This window comes from Lysinibacillus fusiformis, assembly GCF_016925635.1.
GTDB lineage: Bacteria > Bacillota > Bacilli > Bacillales_A > Planococcaceae > Lysinibacillus > Lysinibacillus fusiformis_F.
The window spans coordinates 2,977,057-2,995,739 of sequence record NZ_CP070490.1; the positions used below are offsets into that span (position 1 = coordinate 2,977,057).

Below are 18,683 nucleotides of genomic sequence, written 5' to 3' on the forward strand. Positions count from 1 at the left end.
AATGAAAGTTCGCGATATTGGGGTTTTAGGTGCGGTTATTTTAATCGTAGCGATGCTCATCATCCCTCTTCCTCCGTGGATGTTAAGTTTTTTAATTGTCATTAATATTACATTAGGATTAATTGTACTGCTAACAGCAATGAGTATGAAAGAAGCATTGGATTTTTCCATTTTTCCTTCGGTGATTTTATTATTAACCTTGTTCCGATTAGGATTAAGTGTTTCCACAACCCGTGCAATCTTAGCAAATGGAGATGCAGGTTCGGTCGTTGAAACCTTTGGAGATTTCGTAGTTGGCGGAAATATACTTGTTGGTTTAGTCGTCTTCTTAATTTTAGTGTTAATTCAGTTTATTGTAATTACAAAAGGTGCGGAACGAGTAGCTGAAGTAGCGGCACGTTTCACACTGGATGCGATGCCAGGTAAACAAATGAGTATTGATGCTGACTTAAATGCAGGGATTATTTCCGAAAAAGAAGCGCGTGAACGACGTGAAAAAGTAGCGGGAGAAGCGGACTTTTACGGAGCAATGGATGGTGCCACAAAATTTGTAAAGGGAGATGCCATTGCATCCATGGTAATGGTTATTATCAACCTATTATTTGGTATCATCATTGGTGTCGTACAAATGGGGCTTCCCTTTGCAGAAGCGGCAACTCATTTTTCGAAACTAACAGTAGGGGATGGTATTGTATCCCAAATTCCTGCGTTGCTTATTTCAACTGCTACAGGGATTGTCGTAACGCGTGCTTCTTCTAAAGGAAGTCTTGGTCAGGACATTACAGGACAATTATTTGCCCAAGCTAAGCTTCTCTATGTAGCTGGTGGTACCATTGTATTACTAGGGCTGTTCACCCCAATACCAAACTGGGTAACACTGCCAATAGGTCTTTCACTAATTGCGGGAGCTTATATGATGGAGCGTAAGAAACCAGAGGATGAAGAAGAATTACAGGAAATTGAGGAAGAAGTGGCTACTGACGGCATGAAGAGCCCAGAGAATGTTGTGAATTTATTAAATGTGGACCCTATCGAATTCGAATTTGGTTACGGATTAATTCCCTTAGTAGATGCCGCTCAAGGTGGGGACTTATTAGACCGTGTTATCATGATACGTCGACAGCTAGCATTAGAGTTGGGAATCGTTATCCCAGTTGTACGTATTCGTGACAATATTCAGCTTCAACCAAATGAATATCGAATTAAAATAAAGGGAAATGAAATGGCACGAGGCGAACTTTTACTAGATCATTATTTAGCGATGAGTCCTGGCGACGATGATTCCATTGAAGGTATTGACACTGTCGAGCCATCATTTGGATTACCAGCTAAATGGATAACAGAGCAAGTAAAAGAGGATGCTGAAATGTACGGTTACACAGTTGTGGACCCACCGAGTGTGGTTTCAACACACTTAACAGAAATTATTCGAGCAAATGCTCATGAGTTATTAGGGCGACAAGAGACTAAGCAGTTAATCGATCACTTACGCGAATCACATCCAATCTTAGTAGAAGAATTGACACCTACACCTTTATCTACTGGAGAAATCCAAAAGGTATTGGGTAAGCTTCTTCGAGAAAATGTGTCTGTACGTAACTTACCAATTATTTTTGAGACACTAGCAGACTATGCAAAATTAACGAGTGATACAGATATCTTAACTGAATATGTGCGTCAATCATTGGCTCGTCAAATTACAGCGCAGTATGTTGGGGATAGTTCGGTATTAAAGGTGATTACGGTTTCAGGTAAAGTAGAAAAAATGATTGCTGATAGTATCCAGCAAACGGATCATGGAAATTATTTAGCTATGGACCCTCAAGATTCCCAAACAGTATTAGAAACTATTGCAGCTGAAGTAGAGCGTGTTTCCTTTATGGAGCAATCAGCTATTATTTTATGCTCTCCAGCAGTTCGGATGTATTTACGACAACTAACGGAGCGTTATTTCCCGCAAATTCCGGTTCTATCCTATAATGAACTGGATGCTTCAGTTGAAATTCAAAGTGTTGGGGTGGTGAATGTTTAATGAAAATGAAAAAGTATTATGCATCATCCATACCAGAGGCGATGAAGCAAGTCCGAGCAGAATTAGGTGAGGACGCAGTCATTTTAAATTCAAAAGTAGTCATCACAAAGAAATTTTTTGGCATGATAAAAAAGAAAAGTTTTGAAGTAGTTGCAGGTATTGATGCAATAGAGCCACGTCAAGTGGCTTCTGTACCAACACCTGCTGTACTACCTGTAGTAAAAAAAGAAAATGCAAGGTTACAAGAGATTACAAATGCTATTCAAGCAAAAATACATCAGGAACCACCCCATGATGTAGCAGTACATGAGGACACTAGCATTTCAGAAGAATTGAGAAAAGAAATTGCTGATTTAAAATCATTAATGCAATCGATGCATAAAAAGACTACCCAAGCTCAATATCCCGATGAACTCTTACCCTTCATTGAATACTTAAGACAGCAAGAGCTAAGTGAAGAGCTCATCACAACGATAGGTGATGAGCTTTTTATGCATTTCAAAGAAGCGTCAGAAATAAATTTCTCGCAGTGTAAATTAATAACAAAAAATTTACTCCGTAAGAAGCTAGAAGTACTTCCAGTTGGAGGATTGTCCTACGAAAGAAAATATATAAATATATTAGGACCAACAGGTGTTGGCAAGACCACAACCATTGCCAAAATGGCTGCTAGAGCTGTGTTAGAAAAGAAGAAAAAGATTGGCTTTATTACGACAGATACTTATCGGATTGCGGCAATAGAGCAGCTCAAAACATATGCTGGTCTTTTACAAGCTCCTGTTGAAATTGCTTACAATGCAACAGATTTTGAACAAGCAATCCGAAGATTATCACATTTAGATTTGGTTTTTATTGATACAGCTGGTCGTAATTATAAAGAAGTCAAATATGTTGATGATCTCCAACGTCTCATAAAATTCGATGATCATGCAGAATCTTATTTAGTCCTTGCAATGACAACGAAAGAAAGGGATATGGAGAATATTGTTGATCAATTCAAACAATTACCAATTGAAAAATTCATTTTTACAAAAATTGATGAAACAAATTCTATTGGCACAATGATCAATTTAATGATTAAATATAATAAAGGACTTGCTTACTATACGAATGGTCAAGAAGTACCAGAAGATATTGAAGAAGCTGATTTAGAAGCAGTGCTTAATTTGTTTTTTCAAGGTGAAGAAAAATGAGAGACCAAGCTGAAGCATTACGCTTAAAAATGATGAGACGGCAAGGCGAACTAGGTAGAGCAATTGCAGTTGTAAGTGGCAAAGGTGGAGTAGGTAAAAGTAACTTCACTATGAATTTTGCCATGACTTTGGCCCAAAAGGGGAAAAGAGTTGTCATTGTAGATATGGATATTGGGATGGGGAATATCAATATTCTAATTGGGAAAAATGCTTCTTATAGTTTAAAAGATTACTTAGAAGGAAATAAGTTACTAGATGAGGTAATATTTGAAGGGCCTTACGATTTAAGGTATATTTCAGGTGGGTCAGGTATGACAAGTGTGCTTGATTGGTCACATAGTATGTTTGAACGACTTATACAAGCATTTGAAGAGCTTCAAAAAAACTATGATTATATTTTATTTGATATGGGGGCTGGTGCGACAAATTGGTCGTTAGATTTACTCACATCCATTGATGAAATTATCGTCATTTCAACAGCGGAGCCTACTTCTATTACAGATGCGTACTCCATGATGAAGTATATTCATGTTCGAGATCCAGATAAGCAGTTTTATATTCTTTGTAACCGTGCTTTCAGTAAAGAAGAAGGAATAGAAACGAATGAACGTTTAAAGTTAACAATGAAACGTTTTTTAGACAAAGAAACAATCATTCTAGGTTCATTACCTGAAGACCCTATTGTGCGTAAGGCAGTGCGCGAGCAAGTACCATTCTCACTTGCTTATCCAGACGCATTAATATCAAAAACATTACAACTTATAGTAGTTCGTTTTATGGAGCAGCGTGCAGAGGAAATACACGCGCATGATCAAACTGCGAAAAAATTTTTAACGAAACTTAGAAGTATTTTCTCGAAAGGGCGTGATTAATTGGACTTTTTACATAAAAGCAAGCTTTTAGTTGTGGATGATTCTGCTTTTATGAGAAAGCTAATTAGTGACTTTTTTGTTGGCAACTCGAAGGTGGAAGTAGTTGGAACAGCTCGAAATGGAAAAGATGCGATCAAAAAGATACAATCGTTGAAGCCAAACGTTGTGACAATGGATATTGAGATGCCTGAAATGAATGGGCTCGACGCTTTAAAAGAAATTATGATACAATGTCCGGTTCCTGTAGTAATGCTCTCAAGTACCACTCAACGTGGGACAGAAAATGCAATTGCAGCAATTGAAGGCGGTGCAGTCGATTTTGTCGCCAAGCCTAGCGGGACCATCTCCCTTGATTTACATAAAATTCAAAATGAACTTGTGCACAAAGTGGAACAAGCTGCAATGGTGCCAATTTCCAAATTGAAAAAACCTTCTGGTAGTAAAAGACAACAAGAAAAAGTGACAAGGGTGAGTACCGTAATAAAGGAACCACAACAGCATGGACGACCAAATACATCTACAAATGTTGTTTCTACTAAGGTAGTCGCAACAAAACCAATGGTAGAATGGAGTAAAGTAGGAAAGAAGATTGTGCTAATTGGCACATCAACAGGAGGACCTCGAGCACTTCAGGAGGTTGTTACTAAAATTCCTAAGTCTATTCAAGCTCCTATATTAATTGTTCAGCATATGCCTGCTGGATTTACTAAATCGCTTGCGACTCGACTTGATCAGCTAAGTGAAATTTCTGTAAAAGAGGCTGAACAGGGCGATATTTTGCAAAATGGAGTGGCTTATATTGCACCAGGTGGCTATCATTTAAAGCTTAGAAAAGTAGGGACGACTTTTGGCATAGTTCTTGATAATCAAGAAGCACCAAGATCTGGCCATCGACCTTCTGTAGATGTAATGTTCGAAGATGTTAGTCAATATAAAGATTTTGATAAAGTAGCAGTGATTATGACAGGTATGGGCCATGATGGCTCTAATGGATTAAAAGCATTGAAAAATACTGGCAATGTCATTGCTATTGCAGAATCAGCAGAAACTTGCATTGTCTATGGTATGCCAAAAGCAGCAGTAGAAACGCAACTTGTTGATGAAGTTGCAGATGTAGATGATATTGCACAAACAATAATGAAATATTTGCCTTAAAAGGGGTGTCCTCTTATGGAAGTCAATCAATATTTAGAGATGTTTATTGAAGAAAGTAAAGAGCATTTACAAGCATGTAGTGAACACTTATTAGAGTTAGAAAAAAATCCAGATGATTTGGCAATTGTTGGGGAAATATTCCGCTCTGCACATACATTAAAAGGTATGTCTGCCACAATGGGCTTTGAAGATTTAGCAGATTTAACACACAAAATGGAGAATGTTTTAGATGCTATCCGTAATGAGAAGATTCATGTAACACCTGAAATTTTAGATGTCGTATTTGAATCTGTTGATCATTTAGAAGAAATGGTAATGGATATTGCCAACGGCGGAGATGGTAAGCGTGATGTTTCTTCAACTGTTGCGCAGCTGAAGCGCATAGAATTAGGTGAGGAAGCCCTACTAGAGGTGGTAGCAACAGTTGCTGCACCAGTTGTTGAAAGTGTATTAGAATATGATTCATTTGAACAAACAGTCATTACACAATCGGCTGAACAAGGCTTCAATGCTTTTGAAATTTCAGTAACATTACGCGAGGATTGCCTTCTAAAGGCAGCACGTGTATTTATGGTGTTTGAGATTTTAGAAAAAGATGGGGATGTCATTAAATCAAGTCCAACTGTTGAAAAGCTTGAGGACGAACAGTTTGATCAACAGTTTTATGTTGCATTTGTCACAAAAACAACAGCAGAGGATATGCAGAAAAAGCTAATGAAAGTTTCTGAAGTTGATGAAGTTATTGTGACAACAATCGACCAAAGGAAATTTAGTGAAAAAGAATTCGAAGCTCACCAAGAAGTAGCAGCAACTGCAACAGCAGTGGTTGAGGTAGAGGCAATACCTACTGCTACACCTGCTGCTAAAGCTGAGCCTGTTGCCAAACCGGTCAAAGAAGCTGCACCTGCAAAGGCTGACAAAAATCATGCACCTGTAGGTAATAAAACAATTCGTGTAAATATAGAACGTCTGGATATTTTAATGAACTTGTTTGAGGAGCTTGTCATTGATCGTGGCCGACTGCAATCAATCTCTACTGAAGTAAATCATGGCGAGCTAAATGAAACAGTAGAGCGAATGAGTCGTGTGATGGGTGATTTGCAAACGATTATTTTAACGATGCGCATGGTACCAGTAGAAACAGTTTTCAATCGTTTCCCGAAAATGATTCGTCAGCTATCGCGTGATTTAAATAAGAAAATCAACCTCGAAATCATTGGTGCTGAAACAGAATTAGATCGTACAGTCATCGATGAGATTGGAGATCCGCTTGTTCACTTAATCCGTAACTCTGTGGATCATGGCATTGAAAATCCAACTGCTCGTCGTGCAAAAGGTAAGCCTGAAGAAGGAACAGTTGTATTGCGTGCGTATCATAGCGGTAACTACGTCTTTATTGAAATTGAAGATGATGGTGCGGGCATAAATCGAGAAAAAGTATTAGCGAAAGCTATTTCAAAAGGTATTGTTACGCAAGAACAGTCTTATTCAATGTCTGATAAACAAATTAATGAGCTTATTTTAGCTTCGGGCTTCTCAACGGCAGATGTCATTTCTGATGTATCTGGTCGTGGAGTAGGTTTAGATGTTGTAAAAACAACGATTGAATCACTAGGTGGCAATATTTCAATTGAATCAACTCAAGATGTTGGATCCATCTTCTCAATTCAATTACCACTGACATTATCGATCATTTCAGTTATGCTTGTGGAGATTGAAAAGGAAATTTATGCAATTCCACTATCTTCTATTATTGAAACATCTATTATCCGTTCATCAGAGATTATGAATGCACATAATCAAAAAGTAATCGACTTCCGTGGCAAGGTTGTGCCATTGGTATTCTTAGAAGAAATCTTTGAGGTACCTCGTCAAGAGCCGCAAGATGAAGAATTCCACTCAGTAGTGATTGTCCGTAAGGGTGAAAAACTTGCTGGTTTAGTAGTGGATTCATTCATTGGCCAACAAGAAATTGTCTTGAAGTCATTAGGAAATTACTTAACAAATATCTTTGCCATTTCAGGAGCAACAATCTTAGGTAATGGTAAAGTAGCCTTAATTGTAGATTGCAACGCACTAATTAAATAAGGTGAATGAATAAGAGAGGTGTAAAGTATGACAAATGCAGTGGAGCAAGAAAGTATTAAAGTAATTGTTTTTCAATTAGCAGATAAAGAATATGCAATTCCTGTGTCTCATGTACAAGGAATCGAGAAGTTAATGCATATCACACGTGTACCGAAAACAGCGAATTATGTAAAAGGTGTAATCAATCTACGAGGTGTTGTCACGCCGATTGTTGATTTACGTGAACGTTTTGAATTACCAATCTCTGAACATGAAGAAACAACACGTATTATCATTATTTCATTAGAAGATATGGAAGTAGGCTTTGTAGTAGATTCTGCTAACGACGTTATTGATATTCCTGCAAGTGCTATTGAACCGCAACCAGAAGTTGTTGGCTCACTTGAAGAAGAATTTATTTCAGGCGTTGCTAAAGTAGAAAAGCGATTATTAATCTTATTACATTTAGAAAAAGTATTAAATCCACTAAAGTAGGGATCGATAATGACATTTAATCAAAAAATAACATCGCTACATTTAGATGTATTAAAGGAAATTGGAAACATTGGTGCTGCGCATGCCGCGACAGCACTTTCCAATTTACTTGGGAAAAAAATAGATATGCGTGTTCCAAAGGTAGAAATGGTGTCCTTTAACGATATGATGGAGTTGGCTGGCGGATCAGAAAACGTCGTTGTTGGCATTTACCTTCGTATTGAAGGTGATGCAGAGGGGAGTATGTTCTTTATTTTACCTATCGAACAAGCAAACCGCTTTATACGTCGACTCATTTTCGATGACTCATTTGACTTTGAAAAACGACCTGTTTCAGAGTTAGGTTTATCAGCTATGCAAGAAATGGGAAATATTTTATCGGGCTCCTATTTATCTGCCCTATCAGATTTTACTAACTTGAAAATTTACCCGACTGTGCCAGGTCTAAGTGTTGATATGTTTGGAGCTATAATAAGTATTGGTTTAATAGAATTATCTCATGTCAGTGATAATGTTATTGTTATAAATACATCCATTTTTGAAGAAGGTGTGGAAGACCTTGAAACGGTGAGAGGCCATTTCTTCCTACTACCAGATCCTGACTCATTTGATGCGATTTTTAAAGCATTAGGGGTTTCATGATGATGTTAAGCAATAGTAGTGGACAAGTGATTAAAGTGGGAATTGCACAAATGGATGTAGTAAAGCTACCTAACACGATTCGAACTTCGGGTCTTGGTTCATGTGTTGGTGTTATTTTGTATGATGAGTCAAAAAAAATTGCTGGTTTAATCCATGTGATGTTACCAGATTCAAGCTTAGGAAGAGCTGAGTCAATCAATGTCGCAAAATTTGCAGATTCAGGTATTGCTGCAATGGTTGATTTATTAAAGTTAGAAGGCGTTCAAAAATTTAAACTCAAAGCAAAAATTGCAGGGGGTGCGCAGATGTTTCAATTTACTTCTGACAAAGATACAATGCGTATCGGTCCCCGCAATGTAGAAGCTGTCAAAAATGAATTAAAGAGACATGGAATCCCTTTAGTGGCCGAGGATACGGGTGGAAATAGTGGTAGAACGATTGAATTTAATCCTGCAACGTCGATATTACATATTCGAACAGTTAACCAGGGAGTGAGCGAAATCTAATGTTTGGTTCTATATTTTACAACCTATGGGGAGCATTAATTGCCTTTTCTATTTATTTTTTTAGTACATTTCAAGAATCATATACGCCCCTGCGAATCCTGATTGGCTCATTTATTGTAGCAATCATCGTATTTTTTGTAATGTTTATTGTACGTTTTTTAATTGCTTACATCTTGTTTACACCAGAGGTAGATGAGGAAGCAGTTGAAGATGATTTAGATGAAAAGGAACTTGATTCAACAGAAGGCGTAACACAAGAAGCGCCAACAGCTAATTCCACGGTTGAATTTCAAGATGAGAATTCTGAGGAAATTGCACAAGTCGTACGAACGATGATGAATCGAGAAGAAGACCAACGAGTGAATGCGTAAAAGAGAGAGTCGTGAATAGCGACTCTTTTTTTATTTGGCTTTGAAGTTTATAGTATATGAAAAACTTAAGTAAAATTAATTTTTTTTATATTATTCATATATACACTCTTCATGTTAGCATATTTGTACAAAGGAAAAGCCTTTAATCAGAAAACCGCAAATTATATAAAAAATGTAGTTTATCATAACAAATGCCTTGTCCTGGAAGTCAATCAAAAGAATAGGGTGAAAAACAGCTAAAAACAAGTCACATATGGAGGAATGGTGATGCAGCAAGAGTATTGGTTAATGAATGTGCTTCTTGAAAAAAGCTATGAAAAGGACAGAGGTGTCATTGTAGGTACGACAACCGAGCTTTGTCACCTTCATATTAAAGAAGGGATCATAGTGAATATCTTATCAGCAGATCAACCAGTAGACAGCAATATCGAAAAAATTGACGGAAAAATGAAATTACTCATGCCGAGTTTTATTGAAAAACATGTTCATCTCGATAAAACATTTCTAGGTGGACCTTGGGTTGCTGTAAAACAGGAAGAATCCATTATTGATCAATGCAAGCTCGAACATAATAGATTAATAGCATTGACAATGACTACTGAAGAAAGGGCAATAGTTTTATTAGATAAACTACTACAGAATGGGTCTACTCATGTTCGAACACATGTAGATATTTACCCTGAAGTAGGACTTGAAAATATTGTAGAAGTTATGCAAGCATTGACTCATTTTTCTGGGAGGCTTTCCTATGAGGTAGTTGCTTTTCCACAGCACGGTTTAGTCAGAAAGAAGGCTAAGAGCATGGTTCGAGATGCATTGTGTCTTGGGGCAGGCATTGTCGGTGGTGTTGATCCTGCATCGGTCGATGGCAATATTGAAGAGTCCTTATTCCAAATGATGGATCTAGCTGTTGAAGCAAATGCGGAAATAGATCTTCATCTACATGATAGTGACTACTTAGGTATTTATACAATGAAACGGTTAGCAGCACTTACAATGGATGCTGGCTGGCAAGGACGTGTAAATATTAGTCATGCTTTTGCATTAGGACAAATTCCATTAACTGAAGCTGAAGAAATGGCAGACCTCTTAGTGGAAGCAAGTATTTCCATAACGACAGCTTTACAACATAATGTTACCTTGCCACCTGTTCCACTGCTGAAGGAAAAAGGGGTACGAGTTGCAGTGGGAAGTGACAATATTTACGATGCTTGGAGACCATTTGGTAATGGAGATTTGCTTGAGCGCGTTGGCCGCTTAACAAATAGATTCCACTTGTTAGATGAATATTCTTTAGATCAATCACTTGGTTATATCACGAATGGTATCACATTATTAGACAAGGAAGGCAATAGAATGTGGCCCATTCAAGGTAGTGAGGCCAATATGGTATTAGTGGAAGCTGGCTGTGTAGCAGAAGCAATCGCTCGACGTGTAAAACGAATAGCTGTTTTTTTTCAAGGAAAGCTTGTTGCAGGAACGATACATGGTTAAACGTGTTATCACTTAAAAAGACTAAATTTTCTGCAAATGAAATTGCGATCACTGTTTATTCTATTAATTAATCTTAATAAAATCTATTCATTAGGAAAAACCAGATTTATCGTGGTTGTACATTTTGATAGATTTTTTCAACTAAGAGAAAGTTTAGCTGCAAAGGGGAGAAAGTGGAGTTATGACTACAGTTCAGTCAAATGATCTTCAAAACAAAAAAAAGAAAAAAAGAGAAATAAATGTTTTTGTACTTATTTTATCAATGCTAGTGATTGCCGCTATTATTACTTACATTGTACCAACTGGTGAATATACCCGGTCAGATGTGGATGGCAGAAATGTAGTAGTGCCTGATACGTATCAGACGATTGAATCTTCACCAATTAGTTTGATGGGGCTCATTACATCTATTCATACAGGAATGGTAGATTCAGCACCTATTATTTTCTTTGTACTGATTATTGGTGGAACATTGGGGGTATTATCAGCAACTGGAGCAGTTGAAGCGTTAATTGCCACAGCTTCGAGAAAGTTCGCCAAAAAAGAAAAATGGTTGATTCCAATTATTATGCTGTTTTTTGCCTTAGCAGGAACACTAATAGGGATGGCTGAAGAAACATTGGCCTATATTGGGATTTTGGTGCCTATTGCCATCGCACTTGGATTTGATGCTATTACAGGGGCAGCTATTGTATTGGTTGGGGCATCTGTTGGTTTTATGACAGCCGTGTTAAATCCATTTACTGTAGGGATTGCACAGGGGATTGCTCAATTACCGCCATTTTCAGGGATTGGCTATCGTATTGTGTTGTTTGTTATTACGTATTTGGTTTCTGTTTGGTATATTCAGCGCTATGCTTTAAAAATAAAACGTGATCCTTCAAAAGGATTTTTCCCAATTGGCAAGTACGACAAATTAGACGATACAGCCAATGTTCAACTTAATACTACACATAAGATTGTCCTCGGTTGTTTCTTACTAAATTTTGTTGTGCTTATTTTCGGTGTGATTAAGTTCAGTTGGTATATTACAGAAATTGCTGGTATTTTTACGTTGCTAGCTATCGTCATTGCTTTTGCAGGGAAAATTTCTGCAAACAAAGCAGTGAATGCATTTATGCAGGGTGCAGGTGGTATTTTGTCAGGGGCATTAATCATCGGTGTTGCGAGAGCAATTGTTGTCGTGTTAACTGATGGTCATGTCATTGATACATTATTATTTCATGCATCATCCTTAATTCATCATTTCCCACCTGTATTGAGTGCTGTAGGAATGTATTTTTTACAGTTTATTCTTCACTTTTTTGTTCCTTCAGGAAGTGGTCAAGCAGCATTAACGATGCCTATTATGGCACCACTTGCTGATCTTGTAGGGGTGACACGTCAGACAGCTGTACTTAGCTTTTCAATGGGGGACGCCATTGGCAATATCATCTTCCCAACAAATGGCCCACTTATGGCAGCACTTGCATTAGCTGGTATCCCATGGGTGCGTTGGTTGAAATGGATTTGGCCACTGGTTGCCATTCACATTCTCATCGGTTTGACTGCAGTCATCGTCGCACATTTTATCAATTACGGCCCGTTTTAATGTATGACAAGGTAATAGAAATTTGCTATTTCTAGGAGGGAAACGATATGAAATCACATGACTTTATGAAACAAGCACTTGACTTAGCTAAGGAAAATGAAAGAACAAAACATGGTGCTCCTTTTGGTGCAATTGTGGTGAAAAATGGACAGATGATTGGCTCTGGTGTAAATGAGGTTGCAATCACCAATGATTTGACGAATCATGCAGAGATTCAAGCAATCCGTCAAGCTTGTCATGCACTGAAAACGACCAATTTAGAAGGTTGCGAAATGTATGCAAGCACAGAACCATGTCCTATGTGTTTGAGTGCCATTTATTATTCTAAAATTTCTACAGTTTATTATTTTAATGCTAGTAATCCTAGTCAAAATTATGTCTACCATCAACTATCTTTACCCCATCAAGAGAGGGCCATTCAGATGGTTCATCTAGCTATTAATCTTTAATAAAATTCGGGAGGTTCAATTAATGATACCAACAGCGTATTGGCTAACAAATGTACGATTAGAAACGGGTTATCATTACGATAATGGGGCCGTTATAGAAACAAAAACGGCTCTTTTTAATATACAAGTCGAAAATGGTAAAATAACACAAATTATAAGTGTAGATCAGCCTTTAGAAACAGATTTACCTAAGCGAGATGCACATAGTTATTTAATGCTCCCTTCTTTTAGAGATATGCATATTCATATTGATAAAACCTATTTTGGTGGACCATGGAAGGCTCCTTCGATTCCAACAGAAGGTCTAATCACAAGATTAAAAGAGGAAGAGATTCTACTGCCTAGCTTATTGCCTGTTGCAGAGGAAAGAGCAAAAAATATACTTGATTTGCTGTTACATGCGGGTTCAACACATGTTCGTACGCATTGTAATATTGATCCGTTTATTGGGTTGAAAAATTTAGAAGCAGTCTTAAGAGCTAAAGAGGCTTACAAAGATAAAGTTGCTTTAGAGATTGTTGCTTTCCCGCAACATGGGCTATTACGTAGTGATTCCATTTCTTTAGTAAGGGAAGCTTTGCGAAGTGGAGCGTCTCTAGTAGGTGGTGTAGACCCAGCAACGATCGATGAAAATATTGAAAAATCTTTACAAACGGTGATGGAATTAGCGGTGGAAGCTAATGCAAATGTTGATTTGCATATCCATGATCCTGGCCATCTTGGTATTTTTACCTTTAAACGATTAGCCGCATTAACAGAGGAGGCGGGTTGGCAAGGTCGAGTGACAATTAGTCATGCGATGGCCCTTGCTGATGTTTCTACTAATGAAGCAAGTGAAGTTGCAGCGTTACTAGCACATCATGGTATTGACATTACCTCGTCTGTTCCATTGGATCATACCATTCCTATTCCTCTATTAGATCAAAAAGGTGTTCAAATCTCTTTAGGTGATGATAGTATTACGGATCACTGGTCACCGTTTGGTATAGGTGACAGCTTAGAAAAAGTGGGTACGCTAGCTGAACGCTTTGGTTTAAGTGATGAACGTTCACTTAGTCAAAGTCTAAAGTATATTACTGGAGGCGTAACACCTTTAAGCAATGAAGGACAGCTCCTTTGGCCGAATATTGGAGATGCAGCGAATGTCGTGTTTGTTGAAGCAACTTGTTCAGCAGAAGCAGTAGCAAGGAGAGCAAGAAGAGTGGCAGTGCTCTTTAAAGGAAAAATAGTTGCGGGCGAGCTTTAATTATTGAAGAGGAAAGGATAAATCTGAAATGAACTCTACTTTTTGGTTAACAAATGTACGTCTTGAAACGGATTATCATTTTGAAAACGACACGATTACCAAAACGAATACGGCTTGTTTTCATCTATTCATTAAAGGTGGAAAAATTGCAGAAATAGTTTCTGCTAATAGCCTATTAAATGATGATTACCCAAAAAAAGATATGAAACAGCTATTAGCATTGCCTTCTTTTATAGAAAAACATTGTCATTTGGATAAAACTCTCTTGAGTGACCAATGGCGGGCAGTTACACCTGTGAACAATATTTTCGAACGTTGTGAAATTGAAAAAGAGGTACTTCCAGCCTTGCATACAACTACACAGCAACGCGCTGAGGAATTACTTAGTCGTTATGTGCAGTTAGGCGTTACACATGTACGTACGCATGTGGATTTATATCCTGAGGTAGGTTTGAAAAATTTAGAGGAGGTTCAAAAAGCTTTACAAACTTTTGAAGGGAAGTTGTCTTATGAAATCGTTGCCTTTCCGCAACATGGTCTATTACGAACAAAGGCAACCAATTTAATAAGGGAAGCTTTACGTTGTGGGGCAGGATTTGTCGGAGGTGTCGATCCAGCTACAGTGGATGGTGATATTGAGGCTTCCCTACAACAAATGGTGGAACTCGCTGTTGAAGGAAACGCAGGAATTGACTTGCATTTGCATGACCCAGACCAATTGGGTACTTTCACCATGAAGAGATTAGCCCAATTAACAAAAGAAGCTGGTTTACAAGGCAAAGTAGCCATTAGCCATGCCTTTGGGCTTGGAGATGTTTCACACGCTGAGGCAGAAGAAATGGCGGACATCTTATGTGATGCAGGAATTACGATTGTGACGAGTGTACCCCTACGTAGAAAGTACCCACCTGTTGGTTTATTACACAGTAAAGGAGTACCCGTTGCAATTGGGTGTGACAATATCTTTGATGTTTGGTCCCCATTTGGTAACGGAGATTTATTAGAACGAGCTGGTCGTTTGGCAAAAAGCTCAGGTTGGGGGGATGAACGCTCATTAGCCCAAACTCTTCAATTTATTACAGGGGGAAAAACCCCACTCAATCAAGCGGGTGAGCAAACATGGCCAAAAGTGGGAGATAGTGCAAATATGGTGTTCGTGGAGGCTTCTTGCTCTGCTGAAACGATTGCTCGAAGATCTCAACGCAAGGCAACTCTATTCAATGGAAACTTTGTCTATAGTTCGATTTAAAGCAAAAGCTTATTGATAAGGGATGGTATTATTAGCTTCTATTAGAAACCATCCCTATCTAAATTGATAATTTTTTTGAATTTAATTTTCTCGATATTTTAATAATTGATAGAGGAAAGGTGAAGCGGATTATGCAGGGCTCGACATTTTGGATTACAAATGCGTTATTAGAAAGTGGTTTTCACTATGAGAATAATGTAGCCATTGAGACCATCACGGAAAAGGTTCATATTTTAATAGATAATGGCTTTATTACAGCTATTGTTGCTGCTAGTACACCATTAAGCGATCAATTACCTAAAAAAGATGCAAGAAACTTATTAATTCTTCCCTCATTTATAGAAAAACATTGTCATTTAGATAAAACATTGATTGGAGACTCTTGGAGATCCTGTCGTCAAGTAGCCAACCGAATCGAGCGCTGCAACTTTGAAAAAAATTTGCTGCCTACTTTAGCAACAACAACTAAAGAAAGAGCAGAGGCGCTTTTACAAGTATTAGTAAATGCTGGATCAACGCATATTCGTACCCATGTTGATATTTATCCTGAAGCAGGACTTCATTATTTAGAAGCTGTACAGCAAGCATTGACAACATTTGATGGAAGATTATCACATGAGATTGTAGCCTTTCCACAGCATGGTTTACTACGTACAAACTCAAAAGATTTAGTGAGAGCAGCTTTACGTGAAGGGGCTAATTTGGTAGGTGGAGTCGACCCTGCTGTTATAGATGGTGATATTGAGGCATCTTTACAGCAAATGATGGATATTGCTGTGGAAGCAAATGTTGGTATTGATCTACATTTACACGATCCAAGTCATCTTGGAATTTTTACGATGAGACGTTTAGCAGCACTTACAGAAGATGCAGGCTGGCAGGGAAGAGTAACCATTAGCCATGCCTACGGGTTAGGGGAGGTTTCTTTAGCTGAGGCAGAAGATGTAGCTGACATGCTAGTAGCATCGAATATATCGCTTATTACGAGTGTGCCTATTCATGGCCCTATACCTCCAATTGATTTATTGAGAAAAAAGGGAGTGCCCATTGCTATAGGGTGTGATAATATTTTTGATTCTTGGTCTCCTTTTGGAAATGGCGATATTCTTGACCGAGCAAGCCGTATGGCAGAGCGATTTAACTGGATTGACGAGCAATCATTAGCTCAAACACTAGGCTTTATTACGAATGGTAAAACACCTTTAGATCAGATGGGGAAACGAATCTGGCCAAACATTGGTGATGAAGCAAGCATGGTATTTGTAGAAGCAAGTTGTTCAGCTGAAGCAATAGCTAGAAGATCTAGACGCCCCGCTGTTATGTATAAGGGAAACGTAGTTGCAGGTGAACTGAATGCAGGTGAGTAGGACAATCATTGTCGATTGTAAATTTGAAAGGAGAACATACTTTGAAACTTATCAAACTATTAGCATCATTCCATACCTAGTGAAGGGTTAAGTCCGACATGGTTTATTTCTACAGTATTACTAACCTCGCTTGGGTTTTATATGTACCCACATGCATTGGGTGCGATATATGCAGGTAAAAGTGAAAAAGCATTCCGCAAAAATACAATTATTATGCCATTATATCAATTGATATTGCTCTTTGTATTTTTTGTTGGATTTGCTGCGATTCTTCAAATTTCGACTTTGCAAGGTGATGAAGTTGACTTATCGCTATTACGTTTATCTAAAATGGCTTTCGATCCATGGGTCATGGTGTCATTGGAGCTGCTGGCGTACTACCAGCATTAGTTCCAGGCTCAATGCTGTTACTGTCTGTCGCTACATTACTAGCAAAAAATGTTTATGGTGTATTTGTACCAACTGCTACAGAAAAACAAATTGTTCAGTTAGCCAAGTTTTTAGTACCTTTCGTTGCATTAATCGCACTGTTCTTCACATTTCAAAGTGGAACAATTGTTGCATTATTATTAATGGGGGCAAGTATGGTGACACAACTGTTTCCGTCTCTGATGTTTAGTCTGATGAAAAATAATTTTGTGACAAGGCAAGGGGCCTTTGCAGGTATCATAATGGGTGAAGCAACCGTAGCCTATATTACGCTGTCAAAAATGACCATTGCCACTTCGTTTCCGTTGCTTCCACATTGGATGAAAGATGTCAATGTAGGGTTCATCGCTCTTTTGCTCAATGTTATGGTTATGTTGCTCGTCAGTAGGGCTACTCAAAAATCATATAAAAAGAATCCAGTAGCTTTATAAACTATAAGCTTTATCATACAAAACTGTATCCAAGTGTCATTACACAATGAGGGTACAGTTTTTCTATGTCTTTAAAAAACAAAGGAATATATTAGAGACTAAGAGAAACAAATGAAATTATAGTCGATTCTTGTTATAATATAGGAAAGATGGCAACTGCTTATCGGGCTTTTAACTATTCAGGGCTCACGTCTAGATTAGCTTAAATGTGGATTTTTTTAAATAACCGAGAAATCCTGTTAAATGATAAATTTTAAGAGCGCAAGTAGTCGTTGGCAAAAGGGCGTGAAAAAGCGTTTTTTAGAGAGGTGGATTTCATGACACAACCAATTCTGAACGATGAGCAAAAACTATGGAATCGCTGGATACATGAGCGTGATCCAGATGCTGGTGATTTACTTATAAAAAAATACATTTCTTTAGTATCTTATCATGTCCAACGTATTGGTGCAGGTTTGCCAAAAAGCGTATCACGTGACGATTTAACGAGTTTAGGGATGGTAGGGCTTTTTGATGCACTAAATAAATTTGACATTAACAGAGATTTAAAATTTGATACATATGCTTCGTTTAGAGTAAGAGGAGCCATCATAGATGGTTTACGAAAAGAAGACTGGTTACCGCGGTCAGCACGCGAAAAAGCCAAAAAATTAGATGCTCAAATTGAACAGCTAGAGCAAAAATATATGCGTCATGTAACACCTGAGGAACTTGCGGAGCATATGAAGTTACCTGTTGAAGATGTTTATCAGACGGTGCAGGAGCATTTTTTTTCCAATGTTCTTTCTATTAATGAACAACAAGATCAAGAAGAAACAGATGGCAAGTCATTTGTCATCCGAGATGATACAACAAAAACACCTGAGCAAGCTATCATTAAATCAGAGTTATTAGATGATTTAGCTGAAAATATTCAGAAACTCAATGAAAAAGAACAGCTTGTACTAAGTTTATTTTACACAGAGGAATTAACTTTGACTGAAATTGGTGAAATGCTTGAACTATCAACATCACGCATTTCACAAATTCATTCAAAAGCGCTATTAAAGCTACGAAAGCTATTATCGAGTGAAATGATTAATGCGTAAATATCC

The 18,683-nt window shown here is 37.9% G+C and carries 16 protein-coding genes and 1 pseudogene; all 17 read left to right on the forward strand.

Annotated features, from left to right (window positions below; all coding sequences use genetic code 11):
* Position 1: 1 nt before the first annotated feature.
* The 17 genes and pseudogenes from flhA (at position 2) to JTI58_RS14545 (ending at position 18,677) form a co-directional block, all read left to right on the forward strand.
* Positions 2 to 2,032 (forward strand): flagellar biosynthesis protein FlhA, encoded by a 2,031-nt coding sequence (gene flhA / locus JTI58_RS14460; protein WP_205441957.1) that lies wholly within the window; start codon positions 2 to 4, stop codon positions 2,030 to 2,032.
* Positions 2,032 to 3,225: a flagellar biosynthesis GTPase FlhF gene (gene flhF / locus JTI58_RS14465; RefSeq protein ID WP_205441958.1), complete on the forward strand. Its 1,194-nt coding sequence runs from the start codon at positions 2,032 to 2,034 to the stop codon at positions 3,223 to 3,225. Before flhA ends, flhF begins: the two co-directional genes overlap by 1 nt.
* Positions 3,222 to 4,097: a MinD/ParA family protein gene (locus tag JTI58_RS14470; protein WP_205441959.1), complete on the forward strand. Its 876-nt coding sequence runs from the start codon at positions 3,222 to 3,224 to the stop codon at positions 4,095 to 4,097. The genes flhF and JTI58_RS14470 overlap by 4 nt, the downstream gene beginning before the upstream one ends.
* On the forward strand, positions 4,098 to 5,252 hold the full coding sequence (locus tag JTI58_RS14475; protein ID WP_205441960.1) for a protein-glutamate methylesterase/protein-glutamine glutaminase: 1,155 nt from the start codon (positions 4,098 to 4,100) through the stop codon (positions 5,250 to 5,252).
* A gap of 15 nt (positions 5,253 to 5,267) precedes the next feature.
* The gene (locus tag JTI58_RS14480) at positions 5,268 to 7,340 is read left to right on the forward strand and encodes a chemotaxis protein CheA (protein ID WP_205441961.1); all 2,073 of its coding nucleotides are present in this window, start codon (positions 5,268 to 5,270) and stop codon (positions 7,338 to 7,340) included.
* Positions 7,341 to 7,367: 27 nt separating this feature from the next.
* The gene (locus tag JTI58_RS14485; RefSeq protein WP_205441962.1) at positions 7,368 to 7,814 is read left to right on the forward strand and encodes a chemotaxis protein CheW; all 447 of its coding nucleotides are present in this window, start codon (positions 7,368 to 7,370) and stop codon (positions 7,812 to 7,814) included.
* A gap of 9 nt (positions 7,815 to 7,823) precedes the next feature.
* Positions 7,824 to 8,456: a chemotaxis protein CheC gene (locus JTI58_RS14490; RefSeq protein WP_205441964.1), complete on the forward strand. Its 633-nt coding sequence runs from the start codon at positions 7,824 to 7,826 to the stop codon at positions 8,454 to 8,456.
* A complete protein-coding gene (locus JTI58_RS14495) occupies positions 8,456 to 8,962 on the forward strand; it encodes a chemotaxis protein CheD (protein WP_393949184.1) in 507 nt (168 codons plus the stop codon). The genes JTI58_RS14490 and JTI58_RS14495 overlap by 1 nt, the downstream gene beginning before the upstream one ends.
* Positions 8,962 to 9,333 carry a hypothetical protein gene (locus tag JTI58_RS14500; RefSeq protein WP_205441965.1) on the forward strand — a complete coding sequence of 124 codons (372 nt, stop codon included), beginning with the start codon at positions 8,962 to 8,964 and terminating at the stop codon, positions 9,331 to 9,333. The genes JTI58_RS14495 and JTI58_RS14500 overlap by 1 nt, the downstream gene beginning before the upstream one ends.
* 267 nt (positions 9,334 to 9,600) lie before the next feature.
* A complete protein-coding gene (locus JTI58_RS14505) occupies positions 9,601 to 10,827 on the forward strand; it encodes an amidohydrolase (protein ID WP_205441966.1) in 1,227 nt (408 codons plus the stop codon).
* A 181-nt stretch (positions 10,828 to 11,008) separates the two neighbouring features.
* On the forward strand, positions 11,009 to 12,418 hold the full coding sequence (locus JTI58_RS14510) for a YfcC family protein (protein ID WP_205441967.1): 1,410 nt from the start codon (positions 11,009 to 11,011) through the stop codon (positions 12,416 to 12,418).
* A 47-nt stretch (positions 12,419 to 12,465) separates the two neighbouring features.
* Positions 12,466 to 12,867: a nucleoside deaminase gene (locus JTI58_RS14515; protein ID WP_205441968.1), complete on the forward strand. Its 402-nt coding sequence runs from the start codon at positions 12,466 to 12,468 to the stop codon at positions 12,865 to 12,867.
* Between the two features lie 22 nt (positions 12,868 to 12,889).
* Positions 12,890 to 14,113: an amidohydrolase gene (locus tag JTI58_RS14520; protein WP_205441969.1), complete on the forward strand. Its 1,224-nt coding sequence runs from the start codon at positions 12,890 to 12,892 to the stop codon at positions 14,111 to 14,113.
* 28 nt (positions 14,114 to 14,141) lie between these two features.
* Positions 14,142 to 15,362, forward strand: coding sequence for an amidohydrolase (locus JTI58_RS14525; protein WP_205441970.1), 1,221 nt, complete (start codon positions 14,142 to 14,144; stop codon positions 15,360 to 15,362).
* Positions 15,363 to 15,493: 131 nt separating this feature from the next.
* Positions 15,494 to 16,729, forward strand: coding sequence for an amidohydrolase (locus JTI58_RS14530; RefSeq protein WP_205441971.1), 1,236 nt, complete (start codon positions 15,494 to 15,496; stop codon positions 16,727 to 16,729).
* 69 nt (positions 16,730 to 16,798) lie between these two features.
* Positions 16,799 to 17,589 (forward strand): annotated as a pseudogene (locus JTI58_RS14540) (sodium:solute symporter family protein); the annotation flags it as partial.
* Between the two features lie 317 nt (positions 17,590 to 17,906).
* Entirely contained in the window at positions 17,907 to 18,677 is a 771-nt protein-coding gene (locus JTI58_RS14545; RefSeq protein ID WP_205441974.1) for a FliA/WhiG family RNA polymerase sigma factor, read from the forward strand.
* Positions 18,678 to 18,683 lie beyond the last annotated feature (6 nt).

Coding starts and splice junctions, on each gene's coding strand:
- JTI58_RS14525 (WP_205441970.1), top strand. CDS start 14,142: ATGAACTCTACTTTTTGGTTAACAAATGTACGTCTTGAAACGGATTAT.
- JTI58_RS14485 (WP_205441962.1), top strand. CDS start 7,368: ATGACAAATGCAGTGGAGCAAGAAAGTATTAAAGTAATTGTTTTTCAA.
- JTI58_RS14510 (WP_205441967.1), top strand. CDS start 11,009: ATGACTACAGTTCAGTCAAATGATCTTCAAAACAAAAAAAAGAAAAAA.
- JTI58_RS14490 (WP_205441964.1), top strand. CDS start 7,824: ATGACATTTAATCAAAAAATAACATCGCTACATTTAGATGTATTAAAG.
- JTI58_RS14530 (WP_205441971.1), top strand. CDS start 15,494: ATGCAGGGCTCGACATTTTGGATTACAAATGCGTTATTAGAAAGTGGT.
- JTI58_RS14520 (WP_205441969.1), top strand. CDS start 12,890: ATGATACCAACAGCGTATTGGCTAACAAATGTACGATTAGAAACGGGT.
- flhF (WP_205441958.1), top strand. CDS start 2,032: ATGAAAATGAAAAAGTATTATGCATCATCCATACCAGAGGCGATGAAG.
- JTI58_RS14515 (WP_205441968.1), top strand. CDS start 12,466: ATGAAATCACATGACTTTATGAAACAAGCACTTGACTTAGCTAAGGAA.
- JTI58_RS14505 (WP_205441966.1), top strand. CDS start 9,601: ATGCAGCAAGAGTATTGGTTAATGAATGTGCTTCTTGAAAAAAGCTAT.
- JTI58_RS14545 (WP_205441974.1), top strand. CDS start 17,907: ATGACACAACCAATTCTGAACGATGAGCAAAAACTATGGAATCGCTGG.
- JTI58_RS14500 (WP_205441965.1), top strand. CDS start 8,962: ATGTTTGGTTCTATATTTTACAACCTATGGGGAGCATTAATTGCCTTT.
- JTI58_RS14480 (WP_205441961.1), top strand. CDS start 5,268: ATGGAAGTCAATCAATATTTAGAGATGTTTATTGAAGAAAGTAAAGAG.
- JTI58_RS14495 (WP_393949184.1), top strand. CDS start 8,456: ATGATGTTAAGCAATAGTAGTGGACAAGTGATTAAAGTGGGAATTGCA.
- JTI58_RS14470 (WP_205441959.1), top strand. CDS start 3,222: ATGAGAGACCAAGCTGAAGCATTACGCTTAAAAATGATGAGACGGCAA.
- flhA (WP_205441957.1), top strand. CDS start 2: ATGAAAGTTCGCGATATTGGGGTTTTAGGTGCGGTTATTTTAATCGTA.